The 18,365-nt window shown below is 44.5% G+C and carries 13 protein-coding genes and 1 pseudogene; 13 read left to right on the top strand and 1 reads right to left on the bottom strand.

The window, feature by feature from the left end; translation table 11 throughout:
- The first annotated feature begins 15 nt into the window (after positions 1–15).
- The 8 genes from AB5542_RS06635 to AB5542_RS06600 all read left to right on the top strand — a co-directional run bounded on the left by AB5542_RS06635 (position 16) and on the right by AB5542_RS06600 (position 11,605).
- Positions 16–2,814: a virulence factor SrfC family protein gene (locus tag AB5542_RS06635; protein WP_279037261.1), complete on the top strand. Its 2,799-nt coding sequence runs from the start codon at positions 16–18 to the stop codon at positions 2,812–2,814.
- A 4-nt stretch (positions 2,815–2,818) separates the two neighbouring features.
- The gene (locus AB5542_RS06630; RefSeq protein WP_279037258.1) at positions 2,819–5,104 is read left to right on the top strand and encodes a S8 family peptidase; all 2,286 of its coding nucleotides are present in this window, start codon (positions 2,819–2,821) and stop codon (positions 5,102–5,104) included.
- The gene (locus AB5542_RS06625; protein ID WP_279037256.1) at positions 5,104–6,759 is read left to right on the top strand and encodes a hypothetical protein; all 1,656 of its coding nucleotides are present in this window, start codon (positions 5,104–5,106) and stop codon (positions 6,757–6,759) included. The genes AB5542_RS06630 and AB5542_RS06625 overlap by 1 nt, the downstream gene beginning before the upstream one ends.
- Before the next feature lie 25 nt (positions 6,760–6,784).
- Positions 6,785–7,324 carry a zinc ribbon domain-containing protein gene (locus AB5542_RS06620; RefSeq protein WP_279037254.1) on the top strand — a complete coding sequence of 180 codons (540 nt, stop codon included), beginning with the start codon at positions 6,785–6,787 and terminating at the stop codon, positions 7,322–7,324.
- Between the two features lie 7 nt (positions 7,325–7,331).
- Complete coding sequence (locus AB5542_RS06615; RefSeq protein WP_087420300.1) at positions 7,332–7,922, top strand: hypothetical protein; 591 nt, start codon at positions 7,332–7,334, stop codon at positions 7,920–7,922.
- A 4-nt stretch (positions 7,923–7,926) separates the two neighbouring features.
- Positions 7,927–8,811 (top strand): hypothetical protein, encoded by an 885-nt coding sequence (locus AB5542_RS06610; RefSeq protein ID WP_279037251.1) that lies wholly within the window; start codon positions 7,927–7,929, stop codon positions 8,809–8,811.
- Positions 8,812–8,976: 165 nt separating this feature from the next.
- The gene (gene gyrB / locus AB5542_RS06605; protein ID WP_124316993.1) at positions 8,977–10,935 is read left to right on the top strand and encodes a DNA topoisomerase (ATP-hydrolyzing) subunit B; all 1,959 of its coding nucleotides are present in this window, start codon (positions 8,977–8,979) and stop codon (positions 10,933–10,935) included.
- A 106-nt stretch (positions 10,936–11,041) separates the two neighbouring features.
- Positions 11,042–11,605: a TIGR00730 family Rossman fold protein gene (locus AB5542_RS06600; RefSeq protein ID WP_279037249.1), complete on the top strand. Its 564-nt coding sequence runs from the start codon at positions 11,042–11,044 to the stop codon at positions 11,603–11,605.
- Between the two features lie 564 nt (positions 11,606–12,169).
- On the opposite strand, the gene AB5542_RS06595 is transcribed toward AB5542_RS06600, so the two are convergent.
- A complete protein-coding gene (locus AB5542_RS06595; protein WP_168044154.1) occupies positions 12,170–13,117 on the bottom strand; it encodes a transcription antitermination protein NusB in 948 nt (315 codons plus the stop codon).
- 120 nt (positions 13,118–13,237) lie between these two features.
- Here AB5542_RS06595 and recN point away from each other — a divergent pair, with 120 nt between their 5' ends.
- From recN to AB5542_RS06570, 5 genes and pseudogenes are all read left to right on the top strand, one after another.
- Positions 13,238–14,896 (top strand): DNA repair protein RecN, encoded by a 1,659-nt coding sequence (gene recN, locus AB5542_RS06590; RefSeq protein WP_279037245.1) that lies wholly within the window; start codon positions 13,238–13,240, stop codon positions 14,894–14,896.
- Between the two features lie 34 nt (positions 14,897–14,930).
- Positions 14,931–15,767, top strand: coding sequence for an enoyl-ACP reductase (locus tag AB5542_RS06585; RefSeq protein ID WP_087420297.1), 837 nt, complete (start codon positions 14,931–14,933; stop codon positions 15,765–15,767).
- Between the two features lie 86 nt (positions 15,768–15,853).
- Positions 15,854–16,426: a 3'-5' exonuclease gene (locus AB5542_RS06580; RefSeq protein ID WP_087420296.1), complete on the top strand. Its 573-nt coding sequence runs from the start codon at positions 15,854–15,856 to the stop codon at positions 16,424–16,426.
- A 1-nt stretch (position 16,427) separates the two neighbouring features.
- Positions 16,428–17,969: a replicative DNA helicase gene (dnaB, locus tag AB5542_RS06575; RefSeq protein WP_027200254.1), complete on the top strand. Its 1,542-nt coding sequence runs from the start codon at positions 16,428–16,430 to the stop codon at positions 17,967–17,969.
- 195 nt (positions 17,970–18,164) lie between these two features.
- Positions 18,165–18,365 (top strand): annotated as a pseudogene (locus AB5542_RS06570) (LTA synthase family protein); the annotation flags it as partial.

Raw genomic sequence — 18,365 nt, 5'->3', positions numbered from 1 at the left:
AGAAAGATATAGGATATGAAAGATATAGTTGCTAAATGCCAGATCGTTGGACGAGGAATAAGTTCTGCCCTCCGGTGGATGGAAGAGTTCGCATCCGAAGAAAAGCAGCGAGCCTCCCTTGCTAAACTGAAAAAGTTAAACCGAGAGATTAAGAAGTTGGAACGGGCAACACATTTAAAGCCGGCCGTGGCTTTGTTCGGTCCCAGTCAGGCGGGTAAGTCTTTTATGGTGGGGCTGTTGGCAAAGAGTTCCAGCGATGAAGTGATGTACGTGGCGGACGATGCGACCGGGAAAATGTATGATTTTACAGATCAGATCAATCCTCCCGGAGGAAAAGAATCTACCGGATTGGTTACTCGATTCACTGTAGAGCGACACGCGGGACAACCGGCAGATAAGCCGATTATGGTGAAATTATTCAGCCAGGTGGATTTGGTGAAGATTATCGCCGTGGGCTTTCATAAAAATATTATAGAACCCGCGACTTGCCCGAGAGAGCAATTGCTGGGAGAGGTGGAAAAGGTGTTGGCTGATTTGAGGGGAGAGATGCGGGAGACGCCTTATCCGGAGATTGACGAGGATCAGATCATGGGTATCAAGGAGTATTTATCCATGAAGTTAGGGGATAAATATATTATTCGCACGTTGGACGAGATGTCTTTCTGGGAAAGGGCGGCCGAGATATTGCCATACGTGTCTTGGGACAAACGGTATGAATTGTTGCAGTTCATATGGGGTAAGCATGACTTCTTCAATGATTTGTTTATTTTGTTGAGCCGGGGATTGAGTACGTTGAATTTTGCCAATATGGCTTATGTTGGTTTTGACGCTTTGGTTCCGCGAGAAGTTTCTATCATTGACGTGAGTCGTTACTCCGAGATCAAGGAGAGTGAAGAGGAATGGTGCCGGAAGAATGCCCGGACGGGAGTGAGAACCAAATCGCTGGAAGTTTCTGCCGGTGGTAAGTTGGCGAATATAGACCGGACGATATTGAGCGCGCTTATTTCCGAATTGGTGCTGACATTACCCACGAACGTGTTGGAAGATCATAGTCGTGATTTTCTGAAAAATGCAGATATATTGGATTTTCCGGGAGAACGCTCGGCTGATATGTTCAAAGAGAGAGATTTCGTCGTGAAGGGATTTGAGGATCAGTTGAAAGTGTTTTTACGGGGACGGGTGTCCTACCTGTTTGATTATTATAGTTTAAACTTTGGTATCAGTTCCTTGTGCTTGGTTCTGGGAGATGGTAATCATGAGGTGGCACAGTTGCCGCATTTGATTCTGGAGTGGATTCATGGAATACATGGGGAAAGTCCGGAGGCTCGTGCCCGTAAAGAGAGCGATACGAAAATGTTGACCGGACAGGATTACGCGAATCCGTTGTTTGTTATCCTTTCTAAGTTCAACACAGCATTTGATAAGGGAAATGCCATGAAAAAAGAGGGGTATTACAGTATATGGAATGGCCGTTTTGATGATAATTTCAGTCAGGCCTACACGAAGCAGATGACAGACGTGTGGACCAAAAAATGGACGGATAAGGATTCATTCAAGAATGTTTTCATTTTGAGAAACCCGATGTTCTCTAAAGCTTATTTTAAGAACCGGGGAGGGGAAACCCACGTGTGGGAAGAGGGATTGAAGGAAGAGTTTGAAGTTATGATGAGCTATATGAGGGAGTCCTTCGTGACCGACGAGAATGTACGTTCTTTGGTGGATAAGCCGGAGGCTTGTTGGGATGATATGATTCAGCCGAATCATAGTGGTATTGATTATATGATGCCCTACTTGACCCCGGTAACAGATCCCCGTATCAAGAAAAAACAAATAGAGGATGCCGTGGAACAGGTACGTAAGATCGTGCTGAATGAATTGGAGCAGTATTACGTGGGGGGAAATATTGAAGTGGAGTTGAGTAAGGCGAAAAAGAATGCTTTACAGACTAATCTACTGATTGGCAAGATGATCTCCGAGCAGCGGACAGGGAAATTTATTACCGCTTTGTCTTGTCCGGATTATGTGGCGAGAAGAGTGTACCAGGAGTTCGTGAACGGGCAGTTTGCGGTGCAGAAAGAGGTGAGTCAAGTAAACGTATCGGATAACCAAGTATTGGTAGATTTACTGGATAGCTACGGTATTCAAGTTGTCCCCGGGAAAACTCGTTACGAGGAAATTATTTCACAGTTAAAGACGGTTACGGATATTGATGATGAAAAGATGTTGCTGGAGGTGATCGGGGAGGCTGGCATTGATGAGGCTGATTTACATGCTTTGGCTTTCTACGATCGGACAAAAGAGAATGATCCGGTGTACCAGTTTGTAAATCGTTTGGTAGGAGAGTGGTTGAGGCATATCGATAGTATGGACAGTTCTCGTTTGAAGGAGGAGTTTTGTATTGTGAACCCGGTGGCCTTTGTACAGGTTGTGGGGGTGCTGAAAGATAATTATGAACGGGTAGGGTTGAAAGAGCGTTTAGTGGATGCTCTTCGGAGCCAAGTGGAGAGTTATGATGTATCTCGGAATCAGAATTTCGAGTTGGTAACTCGTATCGCCTCTTCCGTTATAAATCAATTCGTGTTCTCTTTGGGATGGATATGGGTACCTGTATCTGAACGTCCGGTTCAGAAATCATCCGGTACACCGATATTTACCCCGGGGGAGGAAGGAATGGATATTGCCCAGAGCTGGCGAACCGGTTTAGTGGAATCGTTCGTGGCCAATGTTTACTTCAAGAGTAAAGTAGATAATAAATCGAATTTGAAGTCGATGTCTAAACTAGGTGAGATTATTCATTCGATACAGGAAGATTAAGGGTATGAAAAGTCGTGAGTTGTTTAAGATAAAATTAGAGAATTATCGTCCTCTACTGTGGTATGGTGATACGGTTTTCGGCCGATACGCGTCAATTAAGAATTTGCTAGGTTCTCAATTCGGGCGAGAGTTTGCAAACGTGCTGGCAGAACCTTCCGTGATGGATGGTGAAAATGGAGTTCGATACGGGGTTTGGTATGCTGAGAACGTGGAGGAATACCGATCTTTTGATAAACTCGGGCCGGAGGAACAAGAGCAGGCAGCCAATCAACTCTCCGGGATGCTGGAAAAAGTGACAGCATTCGCGGATCAGTTATTGCAAAGCGGGGAGACTTCCCACAAGCAGATGGGTGAGATTCTGCATCTGGCATTCCGGGTCCCGGGATATGAATCTATTTATTGGGGTAACGGGCAAGTGATCTTGGTTTTATGGGGATTTGTTTCTGATGAGTTAAGCAAGAAAAGTTTTAGCTTGCGGGATGCATTGAGTCGATTCCGTCCCCAAGTGACACCCCCGGAACCTCCGACGAAGGTGACGCCTCCGCCTGTGCCGGAAACCGGAACTACTGGTATCACGGGAGACGTGAAAGAACCTGTTGTTACTCCACCGCCTATTCCCGAAAAGAATAAGGAGATAAACAAAAACGTGGAGGAACATGAAAAGGATATAAAGATAACGGATGAAACAACCACGGTTACGAAGGATGTAAAAGTAAAGAAAGCGTCTCGCTGGAGACTTTGGTGGGGAAAATGGTGGAAACGTTTATTGTGGATTTTACTAGCCTTATTACTCCTGTTATTATTGTTTTTCCTGTTGAATAACTCTCGTTGCGGAGGTTCAACAGGCCGGGATGAGACCACTCATATTTTAACGAATCCGGTACCGGGACGTGACCAAGATCGTTCGGGCGACCGAGATCGGCAGAATCCGGTGCCGCCTGTCCGAAGGGAACAGATTCCGGAGACGCCCCTCCCTATTAATAGAGACGATGTACGTCCCATGCCGGGAGATACATTGCAGCGTCCTATTGTGGGTAATCGCCTGAATGTTATTATTAACCGGGACAATACGATAGAAGAGTTCTTGGAAGATTTCAATGCAAGGTATGCGGATCAAGCTCAAGTCGTGTATTGCGACACGCTGGCTAACTTGTTGCAAGTACAATTCGCCACGGATGACATTGTTGTCTGGAAAGAAAGACTGCAAAAGTTGACGGGAGTCCGGATGGTTTTCACGGAAGGCGTCTTTGGTGCGGAAGTGATACCGGATGAGCCGGGTTTTAAGGATGCGGATGAGTCTTATTATTTTAAACTCATCCGGGCTTTTCAAGGATGGGATGTGACGATGGGAAGGGAGGATGTTGTTGTCGCGGTCATTGACAACGCTTTCGATTTGGAACACGAAGAGTTGAAAGGTCAATGTGTCAATCCTTGGAATATCATGACTAATTCGCCGGATGTGAACACGTATGGGGGAACGCAGCGTCATGGGACCCACGTGGCCTCGTTGGTTGTTGGAGCCATAAATGGCGTGGGGGTTTCCGGAATAGCCCCGGGATGTAAAGTGATGCCGATACAGGTGGGAGTTGAGGACGGGAGTATGCCGACGTCAGCCATCATCAAAGGTTTCTTGTACGCCTTAAAACAAGGGGTACAGGTTATAAGTATTTCCATCGGGAGTAATCCTCGGGAGGGAACGGATCAACTGCCGTGGGATGTACAGGAACAGATCGGGCAAACTACTTTCGTTGAAGAGGGAATGTTCTGGAATGAATTATATGTCTATGCAGAGGAATGTGGCGTGTTGGTGGTGGAATGTGCGGGAAATGAAAACATATTGACCGTCGTTGACCCGATGAAACGTTCCGATAAAGTTTTATATGTAGGAGCAGTCGGAGTAAATGCCGAGCCAGCTTGGTTCTCGAATTTTGGGAAATATGTATCCATTTGTGCCCCGGGTATGAGTATCTATAATGCCATCCCGGATAATAAGTATGACTTTTTACAAGGAACGAGTATGTCAACTCCCATTGTTGCCGGAGCGGCAGCTTTGCTGTTTTCACTTGGGGATGATGTCAAGTTTACGGACGTTAAGGAGGCTTTAGTGAAGACAGCCATACCTTTGCCGGGGAACGGGGTGCGTAAACAAATCGGAAACTTGTTGCAAGTAGATAAAGCGATGGCCTATCTTCAGAAGAATAATCCCTTGCTCGCGGATCCATGTACTCGTAAAATAGACAGTTTAGAACGGGAGATCGAGCGTTTGAAAAAACAATTAAATCAACACTGATGTTACTACTGAGGACAACCGGATTGGAGCATGTTGTTCCTATTGTTAGGGACAATCTGGAATTGATTGCTTTGTATCGTCAAATAAAGAGTAACCTGGGAAGAAATGAGGAATATCGTATTTTCGCGGAACCCAGTATTGACCGTTTTAAGAAACAAATTAGCTGGTACACGGAATACGAGGAAGAGTTTTCTCCTTTGCGGGTTGTTTTTGTGTCCTGTTCTCCACAAGTTCAGGACGAAATAAAATCCGCTCTAAAAGAGAAGATTGATGCCGTGTTGGCCCATTTTAATCCAGATCATGGGGTGAAGAATCCCGATTATGTGGCATTTTATCAATTGCTGTTGCAATGTATCGAGATCCCTTCGCTGGAAGATTGCGTGTACATGAGTCGCTTGGCGGACGGTACGTTACATTTCGTGCTAACGGAATGGGGGTTCTTGAGCAACACGTCAAATGCAGAAATGGGGATTATCCAGAAGATAAGACCCTTGAGAAATGTCATGATCGATTGCATTTATACGGATGGAACTCCGGCAAGCCAAGTTTTACTGCATTTCAAGCAAGGAGAACGTACTTGGAAAGCGATGACTGACGGGAATGGAAAATGTAATTTTTCTTTGCCTGTCGGGACTTCTTTCGAGGCTTATGACGTGCGGGAAGAAGGGAAACAACGTTTCTTGAAAGGGTTTAACGTGTTGGATCATGCGAAATACCAGTTGGTTTTGGAGGCAGAGGATAAGCCAATGCCACCTCCGGTACCCCCGGTTCCGCCCAAACAAGGAACCCCGCCTCCGGTACCCCCGTTGGGTGTGAAACAACCAGCAGAGGCCCCGCTTCCGCATAACCGGAAGACGGTGCATATAATTAATCATTTGAACGAGGTGCTGACAGGAGTTCCCGTGCATGTTTGGGGAGAAGGAATCAATCTCCGGACAACAACGGATGAGAATGGTAATTTCTATCTGCATGATGTCTGGGGAACTAAAAAAGTGAAAATGAAGATCGGTGATGCTCCCGGGAAATTAAAGATCGTGCCGGATGCAGACTATTATCAAATGACAGTTTATCCCAAGAAAAAGAGACCTTGGTGGCTTTGGTTGTTGGGTATATTGTTATTACTTCTGTTATTATGGCTGTTGCGAGATTGCAGTTGTTCGTGTCAGCGACCGGCAGACGTCCCTGTTTTACCGGATTCTACTGTTACGCACCGGGAGACTGTTCCGGCTCCACCGGATTCATTGGCGGAACCTCCCCGAGATACCGTGTTGCGGGGTGAAAGAGGTTCTTTGAGAATAAATTTGCAGTGGGGTAGCACGGATGATTTGGATTTGCTCGTGATTAATCCCTGTTCGGATACGATCTATTACAAGCGTAAACGACAGGTTTGTGGCGGTTGTACAGGAACTTTGGATGTAGATGCAAATGCAAAACCGGAAATGGCTATCGCGAATCCTCAGGAAAATATATTCTTTGACGAGTTGCCCCGGGGAGAAATTCAAGTGGGGGTGCAGATGTATAATAAACGGGTATCGAACACTTGTCCGTTTAGAATAACAATTCAAGCTCATAATTTTGAGCAAGTGATAGATACTGTACTTGTTTTTGATAGATTAAGGGAAAATATGATTATTTTTACCAAGAAATTTGATTGATGTATATAGATAAATGTGTAGTGTTATGAAATGTTCTCGATGTGGTCATGATAATGATTCTGATGCGTTATATTGCGTGGAATGCGGTTTGGTGTTGAATGGAGCCCACTCGTGCAAGGCTTGTCATAATTGGTTGAATCCGGGATATAAATATTGCATCTATTGTGGGAAGAAACAAGGGGCTAAAGTGGCAAAAGTAGCCGGAATATCTACCTTAGTCGTTGTTCTGTTGGCGGTGGCTTTTGCCGTGTGGTATTTCTATCCTATTAATACCCCGGAAACTCCCGTTGCCAATAATGACCAGATCATAGAGCTTATCCAGAAAAATTTAGGCGAGGTGTCTGCCGGACATGTAGATTTATCGCAACCACCCACCCAATTGAACACAGTTTTAAGTGACTTTGCCGCACCTGATTCTGTCTGCGTGGAGGACCGGTTTATCGGTCAGCGTTCTACTCCCAAGGAGTTTTTGAATCATTTATGGTTAACGGGGGAAGTATATCAGGTCATTTCCGTGACCAAGAATGATGCGAAGAAAATAACCGAATTAGTGGTAACAAAATGATATGACTATGATAAAGAGAGTTTTACTATTCACGTGCGTCTGTACGCTGGCCGTTTTGAGTACTTCTGCCCAGACTTTCAGGAATAAGTTATTCCCATCGAACGAGATTAGTGGTGAGGAATTTAAAAAGCAGGCCATAAACAAGATACAATCATTACAGAATTATCTGGAAGTCTTGGTGAAGAACGATCAGAATACTTCTAAAACAGCCAAGAACGCGGCAGTCGAAAATGCCGTACGTCTATTTTCAGATGAAAACCGTATCGTAGAGGTAAATTCAACATCCCGGCCTAAGCCCCGGAAACTAAAAGTTCGTCAGTATTTGGTGAAACTTGCTTTCTTGTCCGAGAAAGTGTACGATAAAGTGACGATCCGTTTTTATGATGTTTTTTTCATTTCTAATTTCAAGAAACGTCCGGATGGGAAGTACGAAGCTGTGGTTTCTATGAGCCAAAAGTTTACGGGAGAAGGTGATCGTCCCTATTCCGATGTCGTGCAAAAGAACATACAGATCATACTTGTTCCTATTCAAAAGCCGGAAGGCACGTATTACGAAGTAAAACTGGGGGATATTTCGATCACGGATAATAATATATAATACCTTGAAAATACTGAATTTATATAAATACATCTTTCTCGTTATTTGTGGTTTACAGAGCGTTACTCTGGAGGCTCAAGGTCTTGACGATGACAGGGCGATAAATAACGTGTTGACGATGCGTGTTAAAATGCTGGACGAGTTTTTCCAGCGTTTTAACGGGAAATACACGGTACATGCGTTTCAGCAGGAGAATTTAGATTCCGTTTTGTTGGAAAAGATGGCTATGGTAATGAAGGATCGGGAAATGATGATTCAATTCCTGGTAAATCAACGAAACGAGAAATTGGTGGAAAGTCCGGTTGTAAAGGAATTCGTGAAACAGGTCGTGAAGGATTCCACCTTGATGTCTTTTTATGATCCGGATTGGTATGCCGTGATTACTTGCAAAATTAAGATAAAGGGAAAGGAAGAACGCGTGAATTTGACGTTAAAAGTTCAACAGGGGGAACAGGGCGATAGCCGATGGGTTATCGTGGGATGTAGCCCTTTTAACGAGAAGGCTTTCACGCCGAAAGTGGATTCTCTTTTCTTTATCGGCCCGGCTAATAATGAATTGAACTTCATGGAACTTTCAAGTAATATGGTAGCAGACACTTCGTTGGTGACCTATTGGGCGAAGGAGATTCAGCCGGATTACCTGACTCTTTTCTCTTGGTTGACGTACAGCGGGACGGCAGAACTACAAAAAATCGAATCTATAAAGTACTATTGTTTGCAGGTGAAAAATTATATGTTCACGATCGAATTTTTCAACCGGGCCGAGTATAATTCCGGCTGGCTGATCTCTTCCGTGCAGAAAATGAATAGCGAACAGAAAGTTGCCTTCCGAAAGGAGTCTCTTTTCGTGAAAGGAGAAGTTCTCCAGTGGAAATTGTTTCAAAGATAATCTTGTATAATCTCGCTTGATTTCGCTAAAGTTACATGAATTTTTCGTATATTTGTATGTTTTGAGCCGGGATGAAATTCCGGCTGTGAATGAACAGTTTAGCAAATATAAGAAATAAGAAAAAACAATTAAATATATCATATGAGTGAAGAATTAGAGCAGAACATGAGTGAAGAAATAGAGCAAACGAATAACGAGTATTCGGCTGATAGTATTCAAGTGTTGGAGGGGTTGGAGGCCGTTCGTATGCGTCCGTCCATGTATATTGGAGATGTTAATACGAAAGGATTGCATCATTTGGTGTACGAGGTGGTCGATAACTCGATTGACGAGGCGTTGGCTGGCTATTGTAAAAATATCGATGTAACGATTAACGAGGATAACTCGATCAGCGTGTCTGACGATGGACGTGGAATTCCGACGGGAATGAACCAGAAAGAGAATCGCTCGGCACTGGAAGTCGTGATGACGATTCTGCATGCCGGTGGTAAATTTGATAAAGGTTCTTACAAGGTTTCCGGAGGACTTCACGGGGTGGGTGTATCCTGTGTGAACGCGCTTTCCACGAAATTGGTCGCAACCATTTATCGTGAAGGTAAAATCTGGCGCCAAGAGTACAGTAAAGGATTCCCGTTAGCAGATGTGCAAGTGATTGGCGAGACGGATCGGACGGGTACGACGATCTATTTCAAGCCGGATGATTCTATATTTTATGTAACAGAATATAAATATGATATTTTAGCTGCCCGTTTGCGGGAGTTGGCTTACCTAAACCGGGGTATCCGTTTGTCGTTAACCGATAAACGGACGATTGATCCGGACACGAACGAGTTTAAGTCAGAAGTTTTCTACTCGGAAAAAGGATTGAGTGAATTCGTGGAATACTTGGATGAAACCCGGGAGAAATTAATTGACGAAACCATTCATATCACGACCGAAAAGAATGGAATTCCGATCGAGGTGGCCATGCATTACAACACGGAGTTCAAGGAAAATGTTTACTCTTACGTGAATAATATCAACACGATCGAGGGGGGAACACACCTTGCCGGATTCCGTCGGGGAGTGATGCAAACCTTGAAGACGTATGCTGATAATTCCGGGATGTTAAGCAAGTTGAAGTTTGATATTAGCGGGGAGGATTTCCGTGAAGGTCTGACAGCTATTATTTCCGTGAAGGTGGCAGAACCTCAATTCGAGGGACAGACCAAGACCAAGTTAGGTAATACTGAGGTCGGGTCGGCCGTGGCTCAAGCAGTAAGTGTCGCATTAGCAAATTATCTGGAGGAACATCCGAAAGATGCCCGTGCTATCGTGGACAAGGTAATCCTTGCCGCACAAGCTCGTCACGCGGCCCGTAAAGCCCGTGAACTTGTGCAACGGAAGACGGTGCTTTCCGGTTCCGGTTTGCCCGGTAAATTGGCGGATTGTTCGGATAATAACCCGGAGAACTGCGAGATATTCCTTGTTGAGGGAGACTCGGCAGGGGGTACGGCTAAACAAGGGCGTGACCGTAAATTCCAGGCAATCCTTCCATTGAGAGGTAAAATCCTGAACGTGGAGAAGGCGTTGGCTCATCGCGTGTGGGAAAGTGAGGAGATCAAGATGATCTTCCAAGCTTTGGGTATCACGATTGGTACGGCGGAAGATAGTAAAGCGGTTAATTTGGAAAAAATACGTTACCACAAGATCGTGATCATGGCCGATGCCGACGTTGACGGGGCGCACATTGCCACGTTGATCATGACATTATTTTTCCGTTACATGAGATCGGTAATTGAAAACGGTTACTTGTATATCGCAACCCCGCCTCTTTACTCCGTGAAGAAAGGAAAGGATCAACGCTATTGCTGGACGGAAGAACAGCGTTTGCAATTGATCCAGGAAATGGGAGCGGGTAAAGAGAGCAGTTTGCATATCCAGCGTTACAAAGGTCTTGGTGAAATGACAGCAGAACAGTTGTGGGACACGACGATGTCTCCCGATGGCAGAACGTTGCGTCAGGTGACGATCGAGAATGCTGCCGAGGCAGACCGTATTTTCTCTATGCTTATGGGGGACGATGTGCCGCCTCGTAGGCAGTTTATCGAACAGAACGCTACATACGCTAACATTGACGCTTAAGCGTCAATGTAGTTCCAAGTTGCAGGTTAATGGGTTACAGGTTTGTACTATTAATCTGCAACTTGTTTTATGAAATGAATAACTTGCAACCTGTAACTTTTAATCTATGAAAATTTGTGTGTTTTGTGCATCATCGGAGAGTGTCGATAACGTGTATTTTGAGGCCGCGGCTGATTTGGGGAAAGAGATCGTGATGCGGGGATGGGGGTTGCTGTATGGCGGGACAAATTGCGGGTTGATGCGTGAGGTGTCGGATGCCGTGAAAAATAGTGGGGGAGAGGTGACCGGGATCATTCCGCAATGCATCGTGGACCGGGGTGTTTCGGCAGAAGGTATTTCCGAATTAATCGTGGCTCCCGATATGAAAGAACGAAAGAGCATGATGCGTGAAAAAGCAGATGCTTTTATCGCTTTACCCGGGGGATGGGGAACGCTGGAGGAGATCACGGAAGTGATTACCTTGAAACAGCTTGGAATACATAATAAACCAATTATTTTCCTTAATACGAACGATTTTTACGAGTATTTTTTCCTTTTTATCAGTAATATTCGCAAGGAAGGATTCGTGTCGAAGGCCTATGATGGGCTGTATGTCGTCGTAAATACGGTGGAAGAGGCTGTGGAGTATATCGAGAATTATCAGGCTAAAGATTTTTCAAGTAAATATTAAAAAAAACTTGTTTTTTTAATATTTATATTCTATATTTACAAAGCTAATATAGCGTATGAGTTGACTATTGTAGTGATACAAAAGTTTGGTTAGTTTAGTTTAGAATGTAAAGGGTGGCTTTTGTCACCCTTTATTTATTGGGATAAAATAGGTGATCTGTTAATTAATGTTTTGTGTGGCAAGTGTGAATGGGTCCTATTTCGTTAGTTATTCTTCTGTTTCTCAGTATACTCTCACTAGTGTTTCGTGCATAACTCCTCGATAAGTTACCGATAAGTTGCCGATAACTTACCGAGGCGGGGACGGTAACTTCTAGTTGATTTGTACCCGAAATCTAATGATGCTAGGCGTGAGACTATATTGAAACGCTCCCAAGAAAGAAAGGAAAGGAATCGCTTGAAAGCACCAAAGACAGAACGGAAAATATTATTCATGAACAGAAAAGGAGTAACCCAAAAGTTGAATTTGTGAAATGGCTACGGCTTCTAACCCTCGTTACACGGGAGGGAAACCGCCTGGTAATCAGCTCTCCCCCTGTGTAAGGGGGAGCTGGAGGGGGTAGTATTACTCCATCAAACCTCGACCGACTTTTCTGATTTCATTCTTTTCTTTCAGAAGAGCCACGGTTTTGTCGAGAACACCATTAATAAACCCGCTACTTTTCGGGGAACAATAGTTCTTGGAAATCTCGATATACTCGTCCAGAGTCACCTTCACGGGGATTGAGGGGAAATATTTCAGTTCGCAGATTGCCGCATCCATGATTAGTTTATCCATGTCGGAAATTCGGTCGAGTTCCCAGTTGGTAGTGAACTGATCCACTAATTCCAAGTTTTCTTTCATGTCGAGAATGGACTTCCGGAACAGGGTTTTCGCAAAACTCAAGTCTTCTTCCTCGTTATATAAGGAGATAAAGAAAACGGTGTCTTCTGAATAGCTTTCTTTCATATTCTTCACCGTTTTGTACACGATGCTCAACACGAGTTCGAAATCGTCATTCCAGAAAATATTCTTTTCTTCCATGGCTTGGTCGAAATCTTCATCTTCTGCGATTAATTCCGAGATCATGTCAAGCACGAGTTTCTTGTGATCCTCGTAAGTCACGCTGGGTTTGGACATGTAAAGCTTGAAAAAATCCATTTCCATCATGCGGTCATGCAGCAAGGCGACCACATCTTGACACTCGTTCAAGGAAACCAGATTCGTGGAAACATAGGTCTTGAATTTTCGGTTATTGGCAATTTGATTGATTACCGGGTTGTCAATAAAGCGGGTGTTCGGGTTTAACTCTCTTTGTGATGCAAGTTTCCGATTACGGGCAGCATCTATTTTTAAAAATGCACGACGTTGGATTTCCGTGATTAAGAGGAAAACGTGGTAGTATAAATCCGTACTTTTGGTTATACTTTTGAACAAATCTCTTTCCACTTCCGTAATTGTCACTCCCTCTTTCTTCGTGTAAGAATATAAAAGCTGTAAAACTTTAATTCTAATTAATCTTCTACTTGTCATTTTATAAAGAACTATATGTTTAAACCGGTGCGCAAAAGTACTAATTAAATTGAAAACGGAAAATTGAAAATGGAAAATTATTAGTACTTTCGCATGATTTATGCAATAAAGGTTGTAGGAATGATAAAGAACATCCATATAGGAAATTACGCTTTGATCGATAAAACGAATATCGAGCTAGAGAAGGGATTTACGATTATTACCGGGGAAACAGGTGCGGGAAAATCCATTTTGTTGGGTGCGATCGGGCTGACGTTGGGACAGCGGGCTGATGTTGCAGCCATTATGGATAAGAACAGAAAATGCGTGGTCGAGATCACGTATGATGTCGTGGGGTACGATTTACAGCCATGGTTTGCTGATAACGACTTGGATTATGACGACGAGGTGGTTGTGAGACGAGAATTGACGGCAGACGGCAAATCGAGGGCGTTTATTAATGATACTCCCGTTAATAACAAATTATTGAAAGAGTTCGGGAGTTTCTTGATCGACGTGCATTCGCAGCATCAGTCCTTACTTATCGGGCAACCGGAATATCAATTGGAAATACTGGATGCTTTTTGCGGTAATCAAGCGTTGTTGAAAGATTACCGGGTAAAATATACCCACCGACAGGGATTGTTGTCAGAACTGACTTCACTAAAACAGCGGGCAAAAGAGGCCGAGCAAGAGGAAGATTATTTGAAATTCCAGTTTAACCAGCTGGATGAAGCCCGTCTGCGAGAAGGAGAACAGCAGGAGTTGGAGGAAGAGCTGGCCGTGTTGAATAACGCGGAGAATATTAAATCTGCCTTTTCCGAATCGACGTATGTATTAACGGAATCGGATAATCCCGTTATTCAGGCCTTGAAAGGGGTGAAGAATCGGATGGCGACATTGGAGGGGATCGTGAAAGAGGCTGCCGATTACGAGCAACGTCTGAGTTCGGTGATTCTCGAACTGGAAGATATAGCCGATGAATCGGAACGAATGGCGGAACGGGTGGAATACAACCCGGCAAGAGTCGACGTGATCAACGAGCGGTTGAACGTGATGTATGATTTGCTACACAAGCACCGGTTGGAAAAAGTCGAGGAACTGATCGCTTTAAAGGAGGAGTTAGGGAAGAAGTTGAAAGGAATACAATCCTTTGCGGAACAGATCGAAATATTGGAAAAACAAATTAAGTCCGTGGAGACGGAAATGGATTCGTTGGCGGGTAAGCTACATAAAGCCCGTGTGGCGTCGGAGGAGAAATTGAGAGAAGAGATGCGGGGATTGCTGGTAAGCATGGGGATTAAACATGCCGTGTTTAAGGTTATGATCACCCCGTTGGATCATTTTACGACGACGGGAAAAGATGACGTGAGTTTCTTGTTTTCGGCGAACAAGAATCAGGAGCCGGGAGAACTGGTAAAAGTGGCGTCCGGGGGAGAAATTTCCCGGTTGATGTTGTCGCTGAAGTATATCCTGTCCCGCACGAAACAGTTGCCGGTCATTATCTTTGACGAGATTGACACGGGGGTTTCCGGGGAAATCGCTCACCGGATGGCTGAGATGATGAAAGAGATGGCTCGCCGGATGCAGGTGATCAGTATTTCCCATCTGCCCCAGATTGCCGCGGCGGGAGATCACCACTTTAAGGTATATAAAGAAGACGATCAGGTGGGAACAATTTCCCGTATCCGTCGTTTAACAGATGAAGAGCGGGTGGCGGAAATAGCCGGAATGATCAGCGGGAGTGTTGTCAGTGATGCAGCGTTGGAGAATGCCCGGTTGCTACTCGGTCAATTTTAACAGTAGAAAGAATTTTTTAATTTAATACAGTTTTATGAGTTACAATTTATTGAAAGGAAAAAAGGGGATAATATTCGGTGCGTTGAATGAGATGTCCATCGCGTGGAAAGTGGCGGAGAAATGTTTGGAAGAGGGGGCCGAGATCGTGTTGACGAACACTGAATTATCTATTCGGATGGGACAGATCAAGGATTTCGCGGAGAAGAATAATGTTCCATTGATTCCTGCAGATGCAACTAGTGAGGAAGATTTGGAGCGTTTATTTAAAGAAGCGATGGAATTGTTGGGTGGGAAGATTGATTTTATATTACACTCGGTAGCCATGTCGTTGAACGTGAGAAAAAAACGTCCTTACGATAATCTGGATTACGATTTTTTACAAAAAACATTGGATATTTCGGCTATTTCTTTCCATAAGGTTCTCCAGACGGCAAAGAAATTGGACGCGATTAATGAATGGGGGTCTGTTGTGGCGCTTTCATACGTGGCTGCACAGCGTACCATGTTCGAATATAATGACATGGCGGATGCCAAAGCGATGTTGGAGTCTATCGCTCGTAGTTTCGGGTATATTTACGGACGGGAAAAGCGGGTTCGTGTCAATACGATTTCACAATCCCCGACGGTAACCACGGCTGGTAGCGGTATTAAAGGTTTTGACTCTCTGATTGATTTTGCAGAACGGATGTCCCCGTTGGGAAATGCCTCGGCAGACGAGTGTGCGAATTATTGTATTACCTTGTTCTCTGACTTGACCCGTAAAGTGACCATGCAGAATTTGTTCCACGATGGTGGGTTCTCCAGCATGGGTATGAGCTACCGGGCTATGCACCAGTATAACAAGAGTTTTGAAAACGGCGAAACGAAATAATTTCGGATTTACGATTTATGATTTCAGGTGTAGGCGTGGTAAAGAAAATCATAAATCGTAAGTCATAAATCGTAAATATAGTAAAGATGTTTTTATTTTTTGACACGGAAACGACGGGACTTCCGCAGCGTTGGAATGCTCCCGTGACGGACGTTGATAATTGGCCCCGGTTGGTGCAGCTTGCGTGGATTATGTGTGACGATAAGGGGAATATTATCGAGGAACGTAGCGATATTATTAAACCGGAAGGTTTTTCTATTCCGGTGGAGGCATCCCGTGTACACGGGATTACCACGATAAAAGCTCAAGAGGAAGGGCAAGATTTGTTATCCACCTTGGAGCTGTTTTCGGATAAGATAGATGTGGCCTATGCCTTGATCGGGCATAATATCAGTTTTGACGAATGTATTGTGGGAGCTGAATTCGAGCGGAAACGGATGATGACTTCTTTATTTCTGAAACCGAAATACTGTACGATGAAAATGTCCACGAATTATTGTAAATTGCCGGGTGGAAAACAGGGATTCAAATCTCCGAAGTTATCCGAGTTACACCAGGTTCTGTTCGGGGAGGGATTCGAGAATGCTCATGATGCTTTGGCGGACGTGCGGGCAACTGTTCGTTGTTTCTGGAAATTGAAAGAGTTAAAAGTGATTTAATATGGCGAAGAAACCGGAGTATAATTACAAGTCATTACAAACCGAATACGGGAAAATGCCACCACAGGCCGTGGATCTGGAGGAGGCTATCTTGGGATCTCTGATGTTGGAGAAAGATGCGTTTATTACCGTGAGTGACTTCTTGAAACCGGAATGTTTTTATAAGGAGGCACATCAAAAGATATACAGGGGAATTCAAAACCTTTCCTTGAATAACGAACCGGTGGATATTCTTACCGTGAGCGAGGAGATGAAACGTTTGGGGGAACTGGAAGAGATCGGGGGATATTACTATTTGGCTCAACTGACTTCGAAGGTGGCATCCGCGGCTCATATCGAGTTCCACGCCCGTATTGTGGTACAGAAATATATCCAGCGGGAATTGATCCGGGTATGTACCGATATACAGAACAAGGCATACGACGAGGCAACAGACGTGGCCGACTTGGTGGATATGGCCCAAAAGCAGGTGTTCGAAATTGCCGAGGGAAATATAAAAAAAGAGACAACGGCTATTAATGCTTTGATTGATGAAGCGATCAAAGGAATAGAGATTGCCGGTAAACGTGCAGATGGATTGAGTGGGGTTCCTTCCGGGTTCAACGCTTTGGATGAAGTGACTTCCGGTTGGCAGCCTTCCGACCTCGTGATTATTGCCGCCCGTCCCTCTATGGGTAAAACGGCATTCGTGTTGTCCATGACCCGGAATATGGCGGTGAACCATAACCAGCCCATTGCTTTATTCTCTTTGGAGATGTCTTCGGTGCAGTTAGTGAACCGTCTGATTGCTAGCGAGACCGAGTTGGGTTCCGAGAAAATACGTAATGGTAAGTTAAGCGAGGAAGAGTGGCAACAGTTACACTCGAAAATTAAGGCCTTGATCAAGGCCCCGATATACGTGGATGATACCCCAGCCCTCTCTATATTCGAGTTGAGGGCCAAGTGTCGCCGTCTGCAACAAAGATACGGAATCAAGGTGTTGATTATCGACTATTTGCAGTTGATGACTGCCGGGGCGGATATGCGGGGAAACCGGGAACAGGAGGTAAGTATGATTTCGCGGCAGTTGAAAATTATTGCCAAGGAATTAAATATACCGGTGATCGCCTTGTCCCAGTTGAATCGTGGTGTTGAGCAACGTACGGGAGATGCCAAGAAACCGATGTTGTCTGACTTGCGTGAATCCGGGGCCATCGAGCAGGATGCCGATATGGTGCTTTTCATTCACCGTCCGGAACGTTACGGGATCATGGAGGACAGTATGGGAAACAGCTTGAAAGGAATTGCCGATATTATTATAGCCAAACATCGTAACGGTGCGGTAGGGGAGATTCAGTTGCGGTTCCGTAACGAGTTGGCACAATTCTGTGATTTGGAAGAAGTTTCTCCGTTTGCATCGGGAGGTTCTACCGTGAAGACGGTTACTTTCGGCTCCCGGATGAACGAGGATGCGGCTCCACAAATGCCACAATTGGATTCCGATTTCCAGGAGGGAGGCAAGAGTTTCGAGAATCCGGCGAATAGTAGTAAAGCACCGTTTTAATAATTGAAAATGGAGAATTGAAAATGAAAAATAAACTCCCTCCCCCCTTCGGGGTACTCCCTCTATAAACAGAGGGAGAGTTGAAATACTTCCTGTCTTTGGGAAGAGTTACCAGCTCCTCCTCTGTTTATAGAGGAGGTGGCAGCGAAGCTGACGGAGGAGTTTAATCTAAAATTTAAAATCTAAAATTAATCTATGCGTGATAAATTACTGTTTTTGCTAAAATACTATCTCTTTTGGATTGTATTTTCATGGGTGGCCAAGGTGGTGTTCTTGATATATCAATACAAGGAGACGGTCACTCTTACCGGACATGATTATATGATGATCTTTGCCAAAGGGTTCCGCATGGATCTTTCGTTTGGCGGATACGTGATTTTGTTGTCCTGTGTTCTG

The sequence above is a fragment of the Butyricimonas sp. RTP31003st1_G1_RTP31003_210430 genome, from assembly GCF_040920905.1.
Lineage (GTDB): Bacteria > Bacteroidota > Bacteroidia > Bacteroidales > Marinifilaceae > Butyricimonas > Butyricimonas paravirosa.
Note: the sequence above shows the minus strand (reverse complement) of the source record. Positions and strands in the feature narration are given on the sequence as shown.

What these genes read in the sequence shown, in the direction of transcription:
- AB5542_RS06635 (WP_279037261.1), top strand. Translation starts at nt 16, where the DNA reads ATGAAAGATATAGTTGCTAAATGCCAGATCGTTGGACGAGGAATAAGT.
- AB5542_RS06630 (WP_279037258.1), top strand. Translation starts at nt 2,819, where the DNA reads ATGAAAAGTCGTGAGTTGTTTAAGATAAAATTAGAGAATTATCGTCCT.
- AB5542_RS06625 (WP_279037256.1), top strand. Translation starts at nt 5,104, where the DNA reads ATGTTACTACTGAGGACAACCGGATTGGAGCATGTTGTTCCTATTGTT.
- AB5542_RS06620 (WP_279037254.1), top strand. Translation starts at nt 6,785, where the DNA reads ATGAAATGTTCTCGATGTGGTCATGATAATGATTCTGATGCGTTATAT.
- AB5542_RS06615 (WP_087420300.1), top strand. Translation starts at nt 7,332, where the DNA reads ATGATAAAGAGAGTTTTACTATTCACGTGCGTCTGTACGCTGGCCGTT.
- gyrB (WP_124316993.1), top strand. Translation starts at nt 8,977, where the DNA reads ATGAGTGAAGAAATAGAGCAAACGAATAACGAGTATTCGGCTGATAGT.
- AB5542_RS06600 (WP_279037249.1), top strand. Translation starts at nt 11,042, where the DNA reads ATGAAAATTTGTGTGTTTTGTGCATCATCGGAGAGTGTCGATAACGTG.
- AB5542_RS06595 (WP_168044154.1), bottom strand. Translation starts at nt 13,117, where the DNA reads ATGACAAGTAGAAGATTAATTAGAATTAAAGTTTTACAGCTTTTATAT.
- recN (WP_279037245.1), top strand. Translation starts at nt 13,238, where the DNA reads ATGATAAAGAACATCCATATAGGAAATTACGCTTTGATCGATAAAACG.
- AB5542_RS06585 (WP_087420297.1), top strand. Translation starts at nt 14,931, where the DNA reads ATGAGTTACAATTTATTGAAAGGAAAAAAGGGGATAATATTCGGTGCG.
- AB5542_RS06580 (WP_087420296.1), top strand. Translation starts at nt 15,854, where the DNA reads ATGTTTTTATTTTTTGACACGGAAACGACGGGACTTCCGCAGCGTTGG.
- dnaB (WP_027200254.1), top strand. Translation starts at nt 16,428, where the DNA reads ATGGCGAAGAAACCGGAGTATAATTACAAGTCATTACAAACCGAATAC.